The organism is Capnocytophaga canis (genome assembly GCF_000827555.1).
Taxonomy (GTDB): Bacteria; Bacteroidota; Bacteroidia; order Flavobacteriales; family Flavobacteriaceae; genus Capnocytophaga; species Capnocytophaga canis.
In genome coordinates this window covers 71584-89053 of record NZ_CDOI01000001.1, presented here as the reverse complement: position 1 = coordinate 89053, position 17470 = coordinate 71584, and the positions used below count along the sequence as shown (strand labels likewise).

The 17470-nt window shown below is 34.9% G+C and carries 19 protein-coding genes; 14 read left to right on the top strand and 5 right to left on the bottom strand.

Features of this window, described 5'->3' with window-relative positions; genetic code table 11:
- The first annotated feature begins 33 nt into the window (after nt 1-33).
- From CCAND38_RS00365 to CCAND38_RS00350, 4 genes are all read left to right on the top strand, one after another.
- Nucleotides 34-1602, top strand: a complete 1569-nt coding sequence (locus tag CCAND38_RS00365; protein WP_042342911.1) for an OmpP1/FadL family transporter — start codon at nt 34-36, stop codon at nt 1600-1602.
- 111 nt (nt 1603-1713) lie between these two features.
- A complete protein-coding gene (locus CCAND38_RS00360; protein ID WP_042008069.1) occupies nt 1714-2451 on the top strand; it encodes an MlaE family ABC transporter permease in 738 nt (245 codons plus the stop codon).
- 38 nt (nt 2452-2489) lie between these two features.
- On the top strand, nt 2490-3269 hold the full coding sequence (locus CCAND38_RS00355; protein ID WP_042342910.1) for an ABC transporter ATP-binding protein: 780 nt from the start codon (nt 2490-2492) through the stop codon (nt 3267-3269).
- A gap of 78 nt (nt 3270-3347) precedes the next feature.
- Nucleotides 3348-3947, top strand: coding sequence for a DUF4254 domain-containing protein (locus tag CCAND38_RS00350; RefSeq protein ID WP_042008074.1), 600 nt, complete (start codon nt 3348-3350; stop codon nt 3945-3947).
- Nucleotides 3948-4097: 150 nt separating this feature from the next.
- Here the strand turns inward: CCAND38_RS00350 and CCAND38_RS00345 are convergent, their stop codons facing one another.
- A complete protein-coding gene (locus tag CCAND38_RS00345; RefSeq protein WP_042008077.1) occupies nt 4098-4487 on the bottom strand; it encodes an RNA-binding S4 domain-containing protein in 390 nt (129 codons plus the stop codon).
- An 84-nt stretch (nt 4488-4571) separates the two neighbouring features.
- Between CCAND38_RS00345 and CCAND38_RS00340 the strand changes: the two genes are divergently transcribed.
- The 3 genes from CCAND38_RS00340 to sucC all read left to right on the top strand — a co-directional run bounded on the left by CCAND38_RS00340 (nt 4572) and on the right by sucC (nt 7517).
- Nucleotides 4572-5387, top strand: a complete 816-nt coding sequence (locus tag CCAND38_RS00340) for an FKBP-type peptidyl-prolyl cis-trans isomerase (protein WP_042008080.1) — start codon at nt 4572-4574, stop codon at nt 5385-5387.
- 106 nt (nt 5388-5493) lie between these two features.
- Nucleotides 5494-6204: a CDP-alcohol phosphatidyltransferase family protein gene (locus tag CCAND38_RS00335; RefSeq protein ID WP_042342909.1), complete on the top strand. Its 711-nt coding sequence runs from the start codon at nt 5494-5496 to the stop codon at nt 6202-6204.
- A gap of 119 nt (nt 6205-6323) precedes the next feature.
- Nucleotides 6324-7517, top strand: a complete 1194-nt coding sequence (sucC, locus tag CCAND38_RS00330; protein ID WP_042008084.1) for an ADP-forming succinate--CoA ligase subunit beta — start codon at nt 6324-6326, stop codon at nt 7515-7517.
- Between the two features lie 85 nt (nt 7518-7602).
- On the opposite strand, the gene coaBC is transcribed toward sucC, so the two are convergent.
- The 4 genes from coaBC to fabG all read right to left on the bottom strand — a co-directional run bounded on the left by coaBC (nt 7603) and on the right by fabG (nt 11046).
- Nucleotides 7603-8829, bottom strand: a complete 1227-nt coding sequence (gene coaBC / locus CCAND38_RS00325) for a bifunctional phosphopantothenoylcysteine decarboxylase/phosphopantothenate--cysteine ligase CoaBC (protein WP_420896098.1) — start codon at nt 8827-8829, stop codon at nt 7603-7605.
- 304 nt (nt 8830-9133) lie between these two features.
- Nucleotides 9134-9448 carry a DNA-directed RNA polymerase subunit omega gene (locus CCAND38_RS00320; protein ID WP_042008807.1) on the bottom strand — a complete coding sequence of 105 codons (315 nt, stop codon included), beginning with the start codon at nt 9446-9448 and terminating at the stop codon, nt 9134-9136.
- 25 nt (nt 9449-9473) lie between these two features.
- Complete coding sequence (locus CCAND38_RS00315; protein ID WP_042342908.1) at nt 9474-10271, bottom strand: outer membrane protein assembly factor BamD; 798 nt, start codon at nt 10269-10271, stop codon at nt 9474-9476.
- A 28-nt stretch (nt 10272-10299) separates the two neighbouring features.
- Nucleotides 10300-11046, bottom strand: a complete 747-nt coding sequence (gene fabG / locus CCAND38_RS00310) for a 3-oxoacyl-[acyl-carrier-protein] reductase (protein WP_042008804.1) — start codon at nt 11044-11046, stop codon at nt 10300-10302.
- Nucleotides 11047-11400: 354 nt separating this feature from the next.
- Between fabG and CCAND38_RS00305 the strand changes: the two genes are divergently transcribed.
- The 7 genes from CCAND38_RS00305 to accB all read left to right on the top strand — a co-directional run bounded on the left by CCAND38_RS00305 (nt 11401) and on the right by accB (nt 17448).
- The gene (locus CCAND38_RS00305; RefSeq protein WP_369800737.1) at nt 11401-12330 is read left to right on the top strand and encodes an SPFH domain-containing protein; all 930 of its coding nucleotides are present in this window, start codon (nt 11401-11403) and stop codon (nt 12328-12330) included.
- Nucleotides 12331-12758: 428 nt separating this feature from the next.
- The gene (locus tag CCAND38_RS11295) at nt 12759-13280 is read left to right on the top strand and encodes a porin family protein (protein WP_052458038.1); all 522 of its coding nucleotides are present in this window, start codon (nt 12759-12761) and stop codon (nt 13278-13280) included.
- Between the two features lie 156 nt (nt 13281-13436).
- Complete coding sequence (locus tag CCAND38_RS00290) at nt 13437-14516, top strand: mannose-1-phosphate guanylyltransferase (RefSeq protein WP_042342907.1); 1080 nt, start codon at nt 13437-13439, stop codon at nt 14514-14516.
- A 91-nt stretch (nt 14517-14607) separates the two neighbouring features.
- On the top strand, nt 14608-15105 hold the full coding sequence (locus CCAND38_RS00285) for an Lrp/AsnC family transcriptional regulator (RefSeq protein ID WP_042008799.1): 498 nt from the start codon (nt 14608-14610) through the stop codon (nt 15103-15105).
- A 2-nt stretch (nt 15106-15107) separates the two neighbouring features.
- Nucleotides 15108-15722, top strand: a complete 615-nt coding sequence (locus CCAND38_RS00280; protein ID WP_042008797.1) for a deoxynucleoside kinase — start codon at nt 15108-15110, stop codon at nt 15720-15722.
- Nucleotides 15723-15913: 191 nt separating this feature from the next.
- Nucleotides 15914-16903, top strand: a complete 990-nt coding sequence (locus CCAND38_RS00275; RefSeq protein ID WP_042342906.1) for a beta-ketoacyl-ACP synthase III — start codon at nt 15914-15916, stop codon at nt 16901-16903.
- A gap of 50 nt (nt 16904-16953) precedes the next feature.
- On the top strand, nt 16954-17448 hold the full coding sequence (gene accB / locus CCAND38_RS00270) for an acetyl-CoA carboxylase biotin carboxyl carrier protein (RefSeq protein WP_042342904.1): 495 nt from the start codon (nt 16954-16956) through the stop codon (nt 17446-17448).
- Nucleotides 17449-17470: the final 22 nt, after the last annotated feature.

Sequence of the window (17470 nt, the reverse complement as noted above, 5' to 3'; positions counted from 1 at the left end):
GATACTATCATTAATATTTAATTGAATAAATATATGAAAAAAAGACTACTATCAATAATGTTATTAAGTGGAGGTATTGTGTCTGCACAAAATATAAATGACGCTTTACGTTATTCAGTAGAAGATTTAGATGGAACAGCGCGGTACCGAGCTATGAGTGGAGCTTTTGGAGCTTTGGGAGGGGATTTATCAGCTATTACAGTAAACCCTGCAGGAAGTGCAATTTTTTCAAGTTCGGAATTTTCAATTTCTTTGGGAAATGACGCTTACAAAAAGAACGTAACATTTAAAAGTCAGACTACCAATAATGAAAAATCAGATTTTAATGTAAACCAAGTGGGAGTGGCTTTAGTCATTCCAACAAATTCTGAACAATGGAAAAAAATAACGTTTGGTTTTAATTATCAACGTTCTGTAAATTTTAATAATGCAAATTTCACTTATTTTGGACAGAATAACATTGGATTAGATAATTATTATCACTATTTTGCTACACAAGGCAATGCGAGAAATACACCTTTTAATTTGGGAGTTTTCGAACAAGGTTTAGCTTATGATGTTTCTGATATAGAGGGACAAAAAAAAATAGGGGATTTTTATATAAACTTAAAGAATGCCAATGCTCGTGCAACCTACTTGGGGTTGATGACAGAATTGATTGTTCCAAAATCTAACGATTTTTACGAAACGGATTATGAATTAAATTCTAATGGAAGTTCTCGTTTTCAAAAATATGAAAATGAGCGATTTGGAAAGATTAATAAATATAATATGAATTTTGCAGCTCAATTCAATGATAATATTTCATTAGGAGCTAATATCAACATTCATAATCTTAACACAAATTCTTTATTTAGTCTTAGAGAAGACAAATTTAATGAAGCTTCTCTAATAAAGTATGCAAATCACCAAATGACTGTTAATACGGAAGGATATGGTTTTTCTTTTCAGTTAGGAGCTATAGCAAAACTCAATAAAAATATTCGTATCGGGACAAGTTATCATTCACCTACATGGTATTCATTGGTGGATATGAGGAGGGAAGTATTGTTTTCAGACATTTTTATCAACGCCACAAACAGAGTAGAAGGTAGGGATGTAGAGTTACTAAATAAGTATGGTGATGAAATTTGGTTCGAACGAAAATACAAATTCCGCACGCCAGGTTCATGGACTGCAAGTGCTGCTTATATATTTGGAAAAAACGGCTTAATTAGCTTTGATTATATCTACAAAGGATATGGGAAAACATATTTCAGAACAGAAAATTTAAAATCGGAAAACACAGTCATTCAAAATGAATTAGGAGACACCTCGGCTATTCGTTTAGGTGGAGAATACCGAATCAAAGCATTGAGTTTACGAGCAGGAATCCGTCATGAACAAAGTCCTTACAAAACAGGAATTAAATACATAGGTGATTTGACGGGATATTCATTAGGCTTAGGATATGCTCTTGGTGGTGTGCGTTTCGATTTGTCGTATGACGTTGCAAAGCAAGATAATTACCATCGTATCTATGAATCGGTCTTAACTACACCTGCAAAAATGACATCGACAAGAAGTAACATTCTATTGACAATGTCAATAAAATTATTCTAAAAATCTATACAATTTGTTATTTAATAAATAAGGATAGGCTATTCGTAAAAAGGATAGCCTTACTTTTTTGTAAACCAATATTTTTTTGTATTTTTGCTCTTATTTTTCACTATGAAACACATTGAAGCTATTGGGCGTTACTTTATAATGCTCTACGATATATTCAGAAAAAGGACGCGATGGTCAATCACAAAAAAGCTAATCATCAAAGAAATTGATGATCTGATAGTCAACTCATTAGGAATCATCCTATTCGTTTCATTTTTCATAGGGGGAGTCGTTGCTATTCAAACAGCATTGAACTTAGACTCTCCTTTGGTAATGAAATCACTAATAGGTTTTGCTACACGTCAATCCATCATTTTGGAATTTGCACCGACATTTACATCAGTAATTTTAGCAGGAAAGGTAGGATCATTCATAACTTCAAGCATCGGAACAATGCGAGTTACAGAACAGATTGACGCTTTAGATGTTATGGGAGTAAATTCACTAAACTATTTGGTTTTTCCGAAAATCATTGCACTGCTTTTCTTTCCTTTTCTGGTTGCGATTGGCATGTTCGTAGGTATTGTAGGAGGTTGGGTCTCAACTGTGGCAAGTGGAGCTGCTTTTTCAGGCGAGTTTATAGAAGGGGTACAAATGCAGTTCAAAACATACGATTTAGTTTATGCCTTTACCAAAACATTGGTATTTTCCTTTTTCTTAGCTACAGTCCCTGCATATCACGGTTACTACATGAAAGGTGGAGCTTTAGATGTTGGAAAGGCAAGTACAACATCGTTCGTATGGACGAGTATTGTGATTATTATAGTTAATTCGGTATTGACACAGTTGTTCTACGCCTAAAATTACTTCACTCATTTAAAAAAGGAACAAACAAAACTATGATTCAAGTTAAAAACCTACATAAATCATTTAACGGAGTACCTGTACTGAAAGGTATATCAACAACTTTTGAAAAAGGAAAAACTAACCTAATCATCGGTCAAAGTGGTTCTGGAAAAACTGTTTTTTTAAAATCTTTATTAGGATTATTCACACCCGATGAGGGTGATATTATCTATGACGGGGTTAGCTATGCTGAAATGAAGCGCAACGAACGCACAAAGCTACGCCAAAAAATGGGAATGGTTTTTCAAGGAAGTGCTTTATTTGATTCTATGACTGTACTTGAAAATGTAACATTTCCATTACAGATGTTTTCTTCAAAAACTCCAGAAGAAATTCGCGAAAGAGCTGATATGGTACTCAATCGTGTGAAATTGGTGAATGCTGAGCATAAATTGCCTTCAGAAATTTCTGGAGGTATGCAAAAAAGAGTTGCCATCGCCCGTGCAATCGTCAATCGTCCGAATTTTTTATTTTGTGATGAACCTAACTCAGGTCTTGATCCAAAAACGGCTATCGTTATCGACAATTTGATTCAGGAAATCACCGAAGAATTTAATATTACCACTATTATTAACACCCATGATATGAACTCCGTAATGGAAATTGGAGCAAAAATCATATTCCTCAAAAATGGATATAAAGAATGGGAAGGTTCAAAAGATACAATTTTTATAACTGACAATGAAGCTGTTACGGATTTTGTATACTCCTCGGAACTATTTAAAAAAGTACGAAGAGCTTATTTGGATGAACATTCCAACACACTCAAATAACGTAAGCATTTAACAATCAAAGTTTTAAATTATAATTATATACCATTAGAATTTTAAACACCTCTAAAATATATACATATGTTTAGTGAAAAAGCCTTAGCGATTTTTGAAGAAAGCATTCAAAAATATCATATCTTAGATGATGTGTATCAGCCATTTAGCAATCCATATCCTTCATCTTCGATGGAGCATTTACTCTATCGTAAAAATTGGATAGACACTGTACAATGGCACTACGAGGACATTATTCGTGATCCGAATATCGACCCTGTCGAAGCCTTAGATTTAAAACGGAAAATTGACGCTTCAAATCAAGACCGTACCGATACGGTAGAGTATATAGACAGTTACTTTTTACACACCTATAAAAATGTAAAACCTATTGAAAATGCAACAATTAACACCGAAAGCCCAGCATGGGCAGTGGACAGACTGTCGATTTTGGCATTGAAAATTTATCACATGCAAGAGGAAGTAAATCGACCTGATGCTTCAGACAAACATAGAGCCAAATGTCAAGAAAAACTCAACGTACTAATTGAACAACGCAAAGATCTTTCTGATGCTCTTGATCAATTATTAGCTGATATTGAAGCTGGTAGGAAGTACATGAAAGTTTACAAACAGATGAAAATGTACAACGACGAGGAACTGAATCCGATTTTGAGAGGGAAATAGCATAGAAGATTACTCTGAAATATTCGTTCGTGATGCCACGTTTCTTTTTTAAGCATAGCTTGTTTCTTTACAAAGACCTTAAAAACAAGATTTTGTAAAAAACACCTTTTGAAAATGCTTTCAATTTTTAATAAATAGTTTAGGATTTAATTAAATATCCCAATCGTCGTCATCGGCATCGTTGAGTAAGCTATCTATGGCACGTCGATCTTTTTTAGTAGGACGACCCTCACCTTTTTTTCGGTAGTACTCTTGTGATAATTTCATCAATTCAGCATGTTCAAAAGCTTCAGGAGGCGTCAGATCTTGTCGATATAAATCCAGTAACTTAGCTCCTACGCGTGATGGAGGAATATCCAGCACTTTCAATTCGTAGGTAATTTGGTTTTTGCGAAGAGCTATTTTATCGGCATTAAAAACCTCTCGTGAAGGCTTGGCAATGTCACCATTAATCCGTACATGTCCTTTTTTACAGGCCTCCGTAGCCATATTCCGAGTTTTGTAGTAGCGTACACACCAAAGAAATTTATCAATTCTCATAAAATCTGAATATTAACAATGAAAGTATATCGCAAAAATAATATAATTTCGTATCTTGCACCCTTGAAAAAACAAAAAAAATATATGTTGCGAAAAATAACACTAAGTATCAGCCTATTAGCTATTTTATCGATTATTTCCTGTAAAAAAGAGGAAGAATCAAAGCCTATAACGCCTCCTCGTGATGTAACTGAAGTACGTGATGAGAACGACGCAGCTATTACCAACTACTTAAAAACACACTTCCATACTTTTAAAAATAACGAGGTAGTTTTAGACACCATTGCTGGGGCAAATGCAAACCAAACATCTCTCATGGATTTGGTAAAAACCATAGAAATTGATGCTTATGATGCTAATAACAAAAAAGTACGTCATAAACTCTACTACCTGCCTGTACAAGAGGGAACAGGAATGAAATCAAGTATAGCCGATTCGGTTTACATAGCTTACAGAGGACAGTTATTAAAAGGAATAGAATTTGACAGGTCAGTAGGATACACACAGTCGAATTGGTTTGATTTGCTGGGTGATGTGACAAATCCAAATGCCATAAATGTAATTCGAGGATTCAGACACAGCATCGCTGAGTTGAAAGATTCAGCTTCTGAAATCACGGTCAATGTTGATGGAACTATTCAAACTCCAACTGATGGCGGGGTTGGTGTATTTTTTATGCCCTCACGTTTAGCATATTTCAACACATCAAAACAAAGTATTCCTGCCTACTCCCCTTTGATGTTTACAATACATTTGATAAAAACCAAACGGGCTGACCACGACAGAGATGGCAAACCTTCATTGGAAGAAATTCAAGTAGATGACTATGGAATAATTACATATACCAATTGTGATAACGACTCCCATCCCGACTACTTGGATGCAGACACTTGTAAATAATTATAAATTAATCACTTGACACAACACAAAATTTAACAAACTCAAAATAAAGGCTTTCCAAAACTATCGGACAGCCTTTTTTTGTCGAAAACAAAGCACAATTTTTATGAAAAAGCACATCCCAAATCTGATAACTCTACTGAATTTATTATGCGGAAGTATTGCGGTGATCTATGCCGTAAAAGGCAATTTTGCCATGACAGGACTTTTTGTTTCATTAGGGATATTCTTTGACTTTTTTGATGGTTTTTTTGCTCGTTTGTTGAACGTAAAATCTGAATTAGGTCTACAACTGGATTCCTTAGCAGATATGGTTACAGCAGGTGTAGTCCCAGGAATTGTAATGTTTCAACTCATCGCTAAAAGTGATTTTGTAAACGAAAATAAAACTCTACTAACTGATATTTTGCCCTACTTCGGACTATTAATAACTTTAGCTTCCGCTTATCGATTGGCTAAATTTAATATAGATACTCGACAGGCAACGGGATTCATTGGATTACCAACTCCTGCAAACGCTCTATTTATTCTATCATTGCCTGTTATTTTACAATTCCAACCAGCGGATTTTTTTGAAATCATCCTTCAAAACACTTGGTTTTTAGTATGTATTACGCTATTAAGTTCGTATATGCTCAATGCTGAAATTCCTCTTTTCGCCTTGAAATTCAAAGATTTTAGTTTCAAGAACAATAAAATTAAATATATCTTCTTAGGAATATGCGTCCTTTCATTGGTTATTCTGCAATTTGTAGCAATTCCTTTGATCATTGTTGCCTATGTATTCATTTCATTACTACAAAAAAGGAAGAATTAGCACAAAATATCATTTGTTTTTTGTACAAGTTTCACAAAAATAATTAATCAAAAAAAACAGAATATTTTTTTTTATAAAAATTGTTTTCTATCTTTGTGAATTATAAATAAATCTAAAAAATGAATTTACACGAATATCAAGGAAAAGAAATACTTTCGAGTTTTGGCGTACGCGTACAACGTGGTATTGTGGCTCAAAGTCCAAAAGAAGCAGTAGATGCTGCTAAACAACTAACCGCAGAAACAGGAACCCAGTGGTATGTAGTAAAAGCACAAATTCACGCGGGTGGTCGTGGCAAAGGTGGAGGAGTAAAATTAGCTAAAGGACTGCAAGATGTTGAGCCTCTTGCTGAACAAATCATAGGAATGAATTTGGTGACTCCACAAACCCCTCCTGAAGGTAAAAAGGTTCATCAAGTCCTTATCGCGGAGGATGTATACTATCCAGGAGAAAGCCAACCTGAAGAGTTCTATATGTCTGTACTACTAGATCGTTCAAAAGGGAAAAATATGATTATGTACTCGACTGAAGGAGGAATGGACATTGAAACGGTAGCTGAAAAAACCCCTCATTTGATTTTTACAGAAGAAATCGATCCTGCTGTTGGTTTATTACCTTTCCAAGCTCGTCAAGTGGCGTTTAATTTAGGAGTTACAGGCGATGCTTTCAAAGAAATGGTCAAATTCGTTACCGCTTTGTACAATTGCTATGTATCATCCGATGCAAGTCTGTTTGAAATCAACCCCGTATTAAAAACTTCAGACAATAAAATTCTTGCAGTAGACGCCAAAGTTGTTCTTGATGACAACGCTTTATACCGTCATAAAAACTATGTTGATTTACGTGACTTACGTGAAGAAAACCCAATTGAAGTTGAAGCTAAAGCTGTAGGACTGAACTACGTAGCTTTGGATGGAAATGTGGGGTGTATGGTAAACGGGGCAGGACTTGCAATGGCAACGATGGACTTGATAAAACAAGCAGGAGGTTCACCTGCAAACTTTTTGGATGTTGGAGGAACAGCTGACGCTAAACGTGTGGAAACGGCTTTCCGTATTATCTTAAAAGACCCACAAGTGAAAGCTATTTTAGTAAATATTTTCGGTGGAATAGTACGTTGTGATCGCGTAGCACAGGGAATCGTTGATGCTTACAAAAATATGGGAGGAGATATAGCAGTTCCAATCATTGTACGTTTACAAGGCACAAATGCTGAATTAGCAAAAGAAATCATTGACAATTCAGGATTGGCAGTACATTCTGCTATTATGTTCCAAGAAGCTGCTGATAAAGTGAAAGAAGTTTTAGGATAATGTAGTAATACAATTTTTAAGTTTATAAACACACAGACAAGAAGTTAAGTTCTTATCTGTGTGTTTGTACTTTAAATCAACACTATTATTTGTAGAATCGATCCGAGATTTCGCGGAGAATGTCTTTGGCTACCTCATTCTTATCTTTCAAGGGAAAAGAAACTTCTGCATCATGAGTGATAAAAGCAACTTTATTGGTTTCCGTGCCAAATCCTGCACCCTTGTCTTTGAGTGAGTTAAGTACAATAGCGTCTAAATTTTTACGCTTCAACTTTGACTTGGCGTTGGCAAGTTCATTTTCTGTTTCTAAAGCGAATCCTATAAGCAACTGATGTTTTTTGTTAGCACCTAATGAAGCAAGTATATCTCTATTCTTAACCAATTCTAAATGAAGTTCATTGTCATTTTTCTTAATTTTTTCAGAAGCAGGATTCTTAGGTTTATAATCTGCAACAGCTGCCGAAAGAATAGCCATGTCCGTGTTTTCAAATAATGAGGCTACCTTTTCATACATTTCATCAGCAGTTATTACTCGATGTAGCCGTATGTTTTTATGTATATTTTTCTCCGCAGAAGGCCCTAATACCAAATCAACGATAGCTCCTTGTTGTAAAGCCTCATTTGCTAAAGCTATGCCCATTTTTCCTGTCGAAAAATTGCCTATAAATCTCACAGGATCAATAGCTTCGTAAGTTGGCCCTGCAGTTATGAGTAATCGTTTGCCTTTCATCGGTAAATTATTATCAAACGTATTTTCGATGAAAGAAACAATATTCTCAGGTTCTGCCATGCGACCTTGTCCAACCAACCCACTTGCTAATTCACCAAAAGTAGCAGGAATAACATGATTTCCATGCTCTGCAATTTGAGATAAATTTTTACTGAGTGTAGGATGAGCATACATATCTAAATCCATAGCAGGAGCTACGAACACTGGAACGTTAGCTGATAAGTAAGTTGCTAGTAAAAAATTATCGCATAACCCCGTAGCCATCTTTGCTAAAGTGTTAGCTGTAGCAGGAGCTATGATCATGAAATCAGCCCAAGAGGCTAATTCTACGTGGTTATTCCAGCGTGCATCTGTCGTTGAAAATGAAGTATATACCTCATTTTTCGACAAGGTAGAAAGAGTCAGTGGAGTTATAAATTCTGTAGCACTTTGAGTCAAAATTACCTTAACATTTGCTCCTTTTTTTACAAAAAGGCGTACCAAATGAGCTGTTTTGTAAGCGGCAATGCCCCCCGTAATTCCTAAAACGATATTTTTCCCTTGTAGTGACATATCTTTTGATTTTCTTATCGCTTGTCTCATATAGATGTTCATCACAAATACATACAAATTCTTCTGGTGTGCCTTTACCCTAATTTTTAGAAAATGTAAGAACTTTGACGATACATGTACCGATATTTTTCTTTAGTTAAAGCAATTTCTAAATATAAAACAAAATTAGCTACAGAAACGAATTTGCTCAATCTGCTAATATTTAGCAAATTACCTGTGATTGCATAAATAACGGAGTTAAAGAATTAAGCATGAATAAATATATGTAGACAAAAAAAGGGACAGCAACTTCTTATTTCAATTGCTTTCCCCTTTACTATGAAAACGAAAATTTTTAAGTAGTTTCTCTGTGATATACCTTTTTGTCTAACCATTCTTTCACAGCAATTGCTTGTGGTTTTGGTAATCTTTCATAAAATTTAGAAACCTCTATTTGTTCTTTATTTTCAAATATTTCTTCCAAATTATCATTATTAGTTGCAAATTCCTCTAATTTATCAATCAATTCTTTCTTAATTTCCGCGTTAATTTGCACGGCTCTTTTTGCAATGATTGATATAGCTTCATAAATATTTCCTGTTTCAGCCTCAATATCGGCACGACTATAAGTAATCGTTGAAATAGGAGCGTCTATTTTTTTTAAATCCATAGTATTCAGTGTTTTATTGATGTTTTTATGAAAAATTTTTTAACGTTGATTCAATTTTTTCGAGCATTTTATCCGCCTCTTTTCTGTACTTTGTTTCAGGAAATGATCTCAACAAGATTTCATACGCTTCTTTGGCTGTGTTCAATCGTTCTTTTTTCTTGTGTTCAACACTGTTGATGGCCCATTCATATGCTGAGTTCAATCGCACATACAAAGCTTCTTCACGGAAAACACTCCCTGGATTATTTGCTAGAAAATTGTCCAGCGAGGTCATAGATGCCTGATAGTCACGAATGGTATTATACTGTTTCGCAATTTCAAACTCTTTTTTTTGAAGACGTGTCAATAGGTCAACAACCATATCACTCGCTTCCTTAGCATATTCAGAATTCGGATATTTGTCTAAAAATAATTGCAATTTCTCCAATGCCTCATTTGTTGGTTGCTGATCAACACTGTATTCAGGAGTATCGATATAAAACATTTTAGCTTCCAAAAATGCCACTTCTGCCACTTTTTCACTACGAGGATATAGATTTTGGAAACGCTGAAAAGGATATGCTGCTAAGGTGTACTGCTTCAATTTATAGTAAGCATCTCCATACATATAGAAAATACGTTCCCCCTGTGGTCGTCCGGCATATTCATTGGCAATCTGCTTAAACAATTCTGTGGCTCTGCGGTATTTCCCTGTCTTATACAATTCTTCCGCCATAGCATATTTACGTGCTGAATCATCGGATTTCAACACCTTGTGATATTCACCACATGAGCTAAATCCAACACCCAATAATCCTATGATAATATATTTTTTAAATTGCATTTTGATAGATATAATACATTGGTTTTAATTACGTTAGCATTCCTCCGTCTACATTCAGGACTTGTCCTGTGACGTAAGCAGACATATCTGATGCTAAGAAAAGACAAGCGTTTGCTACATCTACTGTTGTTCCGCCTCGTTTTAACGGAATAGCATCACGCCATCCTTCCACTACTTTTGGATCCAAAACAGCAGTCATTTCTGTCTCAATAAAGCCGGGAGCAATTGCATTACAACGGATGTTTCTTGAACCCAACTCCAAGGCAACCGACTTGGTAAACCCTAACATTCCTGCTTTGGAAGCTGCATAATTGGCTTGTCCTGCGTTTCCTTTAACTCCAACAACACTACTGATATTGATGATTGACCCTCTGCGTTGTTTTAACATTGCTCGTTGTACCGCCTTGGTCATGTTAAAGACTGATTTTAAATTCACTTCAATGACTTTGTCGAAGTCCTCTTCTGGCATACGCAACAAAAGATTGTCTTTTGTAATTCCTGCGTTATTCACTAAAATGTCTATACTTCCAAATTCGGCAAGTACGGCATCTGCCAATTGCTGAGCACTTTCAAAATCGGCAGCATTACTTTGAAAGCCTTTGGCTTTCACTCCTTTGGCTTTCAATTCTTCTTCTAGTTGTTGTGCTGCCTCAACCGATGCACTGTAAGTAAACACAACATTCGCCCCTTGTGATGCAAACACTTCTGCAATGCCTTTTCCTATACCTCGACTTGCTCCTGTGATAATCGCAGTTTTTCCTTCTAATAATCTCATTTTGTGATATTTAAAATTGTTACAATTAAAGAAAAGTATTTTCAATCGGCAAAATTACGAATATTTTTTTATTAAATGAAGTTTTGACATCTTTTTTCAAGAGAAATCCTTTCTATAAGATGAATTTGGCTTTGGTAAAAAGCCTAACTTACAATGTTAACAGGAATAGAATAAAGTTTTTGAACTTTTCACCGTCTAATTTCAGTCTTATCTCTGTTGTAGCTACGCCTTAATAAAGAATACGAAACAACCTAAAAAAGACAAAAATACAAGCGTAAAATATTTTGTAGACTATTGTAACTCTCGAAAAAAGTTGTATATTAGCCGACAATTTTATTAAACAATTTATTTTTTATGGAAAATCTATTCTCTTCGCTTCCCTTAATCATAGGGATACTAATCGTTTTTTTTGGAATGTTCTTTACAGTAAGACAACAAACTGCAGTTGCGATTGAACGTTTTGGCAAATTCCAAAGTATTCGTCATTCGGGTTTGCAAATCAAAATTCCAATTATCGACAAAATATCAGCTCGTATTAGTCTAAAAATACAACAATTAGATGTCATTGTTGAAACTAAAACTTTAGATGATGTATTCGTTAAAATAAAAGTTTCGGTACAGTATGTGGTTATTAAAGATAAAGTGTATGATGCGATTTACAAATTAGAATATCCTCACGACCAAATTACGAGTTATGTGTTTGACGTGGTTCGTGCTGAAGTACCAAAAATGCGTTTGGACGATGTTTTTGTTAAAAAAGATGACATTGCTATTGCTGTAAAACGAGAGGTACAAGAAGCGATGGAAACCTATGGTTATGACATCATCAAAACTTTAGTCACAGACATTGACCCTGATGCACAGGTAAAATCGGCAATGAACCGAATCAATGCTGCCGAACGTGAGAAAGTTGCTGCTCAATATGAGGGAGATGCTCAACGGATTCTAATTGTAGAAAAAGCAAAAGCCGAAGCGGAAAGTAAACGTTTGCAAGGACAAGGAATCGCTGATCAGCGACGCGAAATTGCTCGTGGTTTGGTGGAAAGTGTGGACGTACTAAACAAAGTTGGAATTAGTTCACAGGAAGCTTCAGCTTTGATTGTTGTCACACAGCACTATGACACACTTCAAGCCGTTGGACAACAAACAAATAGCAATCTGATTTTATTGCCAAATTCTCCACAAGCAGGAAGCGATATGCTGAACAATATGATTACTTCATTCACGGCATCAAATCAAATAGCCGAAAAAATGAAGAATCAAGATAGTAAATCAAAATCGTAGGAAATCAAGACACAAATAACACTTCGACTCGAATGACTATACCATAGTTTCAGAGTCGGAGTGTGAATAAATTAAACTGATTTTTAAACATCTATAAATTACGTCAACGACACTCACCTTCAAGAAAAACCAAACTTTTCAATTAAAAACATTAGCGTGACCGAGTATATTATTTTGAATTTAAGCATATTATACTCAAAATTATTTTCTCTCCCATTAAAAAAAACATCATTTGACAGTGTAAACACTTGAAAATAATCTTTTTCATAGAAATTCTCTTGATATGTATCCATAATAGCATATAGATGAGAAGAAAGTTCAATGCTTTACAACTAAAATTTAAAACTTTTTCTTTAACTATTATTTTGATTTTATTATTTTATTTTTTAATTTTGCTCAAAATATAATTCAAAATAAAAAAGAATACTATGAAAAGATTTATTATTATCGCTTCAGTGTTTTTCGGAACACTTAGCACAGTACAGATGTATGCTCAGAGCATTGATTTAGGAGTGAAAGCAGGGCTCAATCTGCAGAAAATTTCAGATGTAAAAGATATCAAAAACGATTTAAATACTGGATTCCACGCAGGAGCCTTCTTAGGAATAGGCATTCTGGATCAATTACAGGTACAAGGAGAGGTACTCTACAACCGATTATCATTTAAAAAATCGAATTTGGACTATATCAGTGTTCCTGTCCTATTTGAGGTAACTCCTTTAAAAACACTTTACATTCAAGCGGGACCTCAATTTAGTTTCCTTGCAAACTCAAACGAAAAATACCAAGATCTCTTGAAAAAATCTCCTATTGATTTAGCTTTGGGAATTGAGATTAACATTCCTGCGTTCGTATTTTACGCACGTTATGTGATGGGGCTTTCCGATATAACCATAGCAGGAGGACGTAGCAATGTTATTCAAATAGGAGCTGGATTTAAACTTTTATAAGTCCTGTTTTTACACCAACATACTAAATCCAAGAAAGAAATAAACTTTTCTTTTTTGGATTTTTTATTAATATTTTTCTAATGAATCTACTTTCGTTAGAAAAAAAATATATATCTTTGCTGAGTAATTTAATTAACTATATCAAGAATATTAGCTATGCAACAGAATCGTTATGGGGTTATTATGGCAGGGGGAGTAGGTTCTCGTTTTTGGCCTGTGAGTACAGAAAATTATCCAAAACAATTCCACGATATGCTGGGAACAGGAGAAACCTTACTACAGAGAACATTTTCTCGATTGAGCAAGTTTATTCCCAAAGAAAATATTCTCATCTTAACTAACGAACGATACGAAGAGTTGATAAAAGACCAAATTCCAGATATCGCCACACAAAACATTGTTTTAGAACCAGCTATGCGAAATACTGCTCCTTGCATACTCTATGCGGCTATGAAAATAAAAACAAGGAATCCTAATGCAGTAATGATTGTAGCTCCGAGTGACCACTGGATTGAAGATGAGGCTGAATTTACAGAAAATGTTCTGGAATGTTTTGGAAATTCACAAAGTCAAGATATACTCATGACTCTAGGAATTGTTCCTACCTTTCCGAATACGGGTTATGGCTACATACAGTATGACAAAAGTGATAATAACAACATCAAAAAAGTTTGTAAATTCAGAGAAAAACCTAATTACGAAACAGCTAAAGATTTTTTGACTCAAGGCAATTTTCTTTGGAATGCAGGAATTTTCATATGGAATGTAGGCAGTGTTTTAAAAGCTTTTGAAACCTACCAACCCACACTTTACGAGCTATTTAAAGAGGGGGAAAAATTCTACAATACAGAAAAAGAATTTGATTTTATTAAGGTAAACTATCCAAAAGCAACCAATATTTCGGTAGATTATGCTATTTTGGAGCCTTCAACGAATATTTTCGTATTACCTGCCCGTTTTGATTGGAATGATTTGGGGACATGGGGATCACTCTATGAAAAGCTCCCTAAGGATAATCAACAGAACGTGGCAGTCAATGCTCAAGTATTGTTTTCTAATTCAGAAAAAAATATTGTCCGTACTGAAACTGATAAAATGGTTATCATTGAAGGGCTTGACGATTACATAATTGTAGACAAAAAAGACATTCTTTTAATATATCCAAAAGAAAAAGAACAAAATATCAAAGAAATCGTAGCAAAAGTAAAAAATAATTTTGGAGAACATTGGGGGTAATTATACTCAATTTATGTTGTATTACAAGACATTTTCTCTCATTTGATGTTTTATTTTTTTTCACGAAACCTAATTAAAAAAACTTTACATTATGTACACATTAGATTATACCGACTTAATGCTTTTAGATGAATTGCAACAGGACAGTAAGCAATCCATCAAGAAGTTAGCTGAAAAAGTAGGACTTTCCATCACACCAGTCCATGAACGAATCAAAAAATTAGAATCACTGGGCTACATTTCCAACTACGTTGCTGTTGTTAATGGAAAGCTGTTAGGTAAGAAACTAATAGCCTATTGTCAGGTGAAATTACTTAGACATCAAGGCGAACTTTTTGAAGAGTTTGAACGATACATCAGTACCCTTGACGAAGTGTTGGAGGCTTCCTATATGGCGGGAGGCTACGATTTCTTGTTAAAATTAGTATTAAATGACATGGAAGAATATCAGCGGTTTGTCGTACATAAAATATCAAAATTAGAAATCATTTCAAACATCCAAAGTTCCTTTGTAATTAAGGAAATTAAAAACACATCAATGATTAAGTGTTTGCGTGATGAATCGGAGTTTAATCTAAAAAATCAATAAAGATGCATATCGCTATTGCAGGAAATATCGGTGCAGGGAAAACTACCTTAACAACTCTTTTAGCAAAGCATTACCATTGGGAAGCTCATTATGAAGACGTTGTTGACAATCCATATTTAGACGATTTTTATCATCAAATGGAGCGATGGAGTTTCAATCTGCAAATTTATTTTTTGAATAGTCGCTTTCGGCAAATCTTAGATTTTCGTGAGAAAGGCAACGACATTATTCAGGATCGCACTATCTACGAAGATGCCCACATCTTTGCTCCCAATTTACACGAAATGGGATTAATGAGCGGACGTGATTTTGACAATTACAGTTCTCTTTTTCAACTGATGGAAAAACTGGTATCTGCTCCTGATTTATTAATCTATCTAAGAAGTTCCATTTCTAACTTAGTGAAACAAATTCACAAGCGAGGACGAGACTATGAAAGCTCTATTTCAATCGACTATTTAAACCGACTGAACGAACGCTACGAGCAATGGATAAAAGGATACGACAAGGGCAAATTACTTATAATTGATGTGGATAATGTTGATTTTGTAGATAATCCCGAAGATTTGGGTGTGATTATAAATAAAATAGACGCAGTATTGTACGGATTGTTTTAAATGCCCCCTTTCTATAAGCAAATCTTTATGCTTGATTGGCATGGTATATTTCGATAGTATACAGCTGAGGTTTAATCTAAGTACTCGAAAAAAACTATCTTTTTTACCGTATTATCTAAGAAAATATGTATCTTTGCGAATGTTTTCATAACAATCTCAAGTAAAAATATTTCAAACGTATTGTAATTACTATGACAAAGATAAATGCTGCTATCACAGCTATTGGAGGATATGTTCCTGATTATGTGTTGTCTAACGAAATGTTAGAACAAATGGTTGAAACCAACGATGAATGGATTTTTACTCGAACAGGAATTAAGGAAAGGCGCATTTTAAAAGACCCTGATAAAGGAACATCCTATTTGGCCATAAAAGCTGCAGAAGATTTAATCAATAAAAAAGGTGTAGACCCTAGAGAGATTGACTTAGTTATTTTAGCTACTGCAACGCCAGATATGCCTGTAGCGTTAACGGCGCCTTATGTAGCTACTGAAATTGGAGCTACTAACGCTTTTGCTTTTGATTTACAAGCTGCTTGTTCAAGTTTTTTGTACGGAACATCAGTAGCTGCAAGATACATTGAATCAGGAAGATACAAAAAAGTATTACTAATTGGAGCCGACAAAATGTCGTCTATAATTGACTATACAGACCGTGCCACGTGTATCATCTTTGGAGATGGAGCTGGAGCAGCTCTTTTTGAGCCTAATTTTGAAGGATTCGGTGTACAAGATGAAATTCTAAAAAGTGATGGCATCGGGCGAAATTACCTGTACACTAAAGCAGGTGGTTCACTTTATCCCATAACCGAGGAACGACTAAAAAACAAAGAACATTTTGTTTTCCAAGACGGAAAAACAGTTTTCAAGTATGCCGTTTCTGGGATGTCAGGAGTGGCAGAGGAAATTCTGAAACGCAACAACCTGACAAAAGACGACGTACAATGGTTAGCTCCTCATCAAGCAAACAAACGTATCATTGACGCTACTGCACAACGCATTGGTTTGGAGGAAAATAAAGTGATGATAAACATCCATAAATATGGAAACACAACCTCTGGAACACTCCCATTAGTGCTAAATGACTACGAAAAACAACTCAAAAAAGGGGATAACATTGTGTTAGCAGCTTTTGGTGGAGGATTCACTTGGGGAGCTGTTTACCTCAAATGGGCTTACTAAATGATTTAAGAACATAAATAATTACGACAATAATCTAATAACGAATACTTATGGATTTAAGAGACATTCAAAACCTAATCAAATTTGTTGCCAAATCGGGGGCAAGTGAAGTGAAACTTGAAATGGAGGATATTAAAATCACTATCAAAACCAACCCTGATGAAAGTGCTAGAGAGCAAGTATTTGTTCAACAAATGCCTATATCTGCAGTGCCTCAGATACCTCTACAACAAGCTGTAGTAACACCTACAACCTCTGCTGATCCTGCTGAATCAAAACCAGCTGCAAATACTGATAATGACAAATATATCGTTGTAAAATCACCAATGATTGGAACTTTTTACAGACGACCAGGTCCAGACAAACCATTATTCGTTGAGGTAGGTTCCACTATAGCCAAGGGTGATGTACTTTGTATCATTGAGGCTATGAAATTATTCAACGAAATCGAATCAGAAGTTTCTGGAAAAGTAGTGAAAATCTTAGTAGATGATTCATCACCTGTTGAATTTGACCAACCATTGTTCTTAGTAGATCCTTCTTAATTAAGATAAGCATTTCACCTTT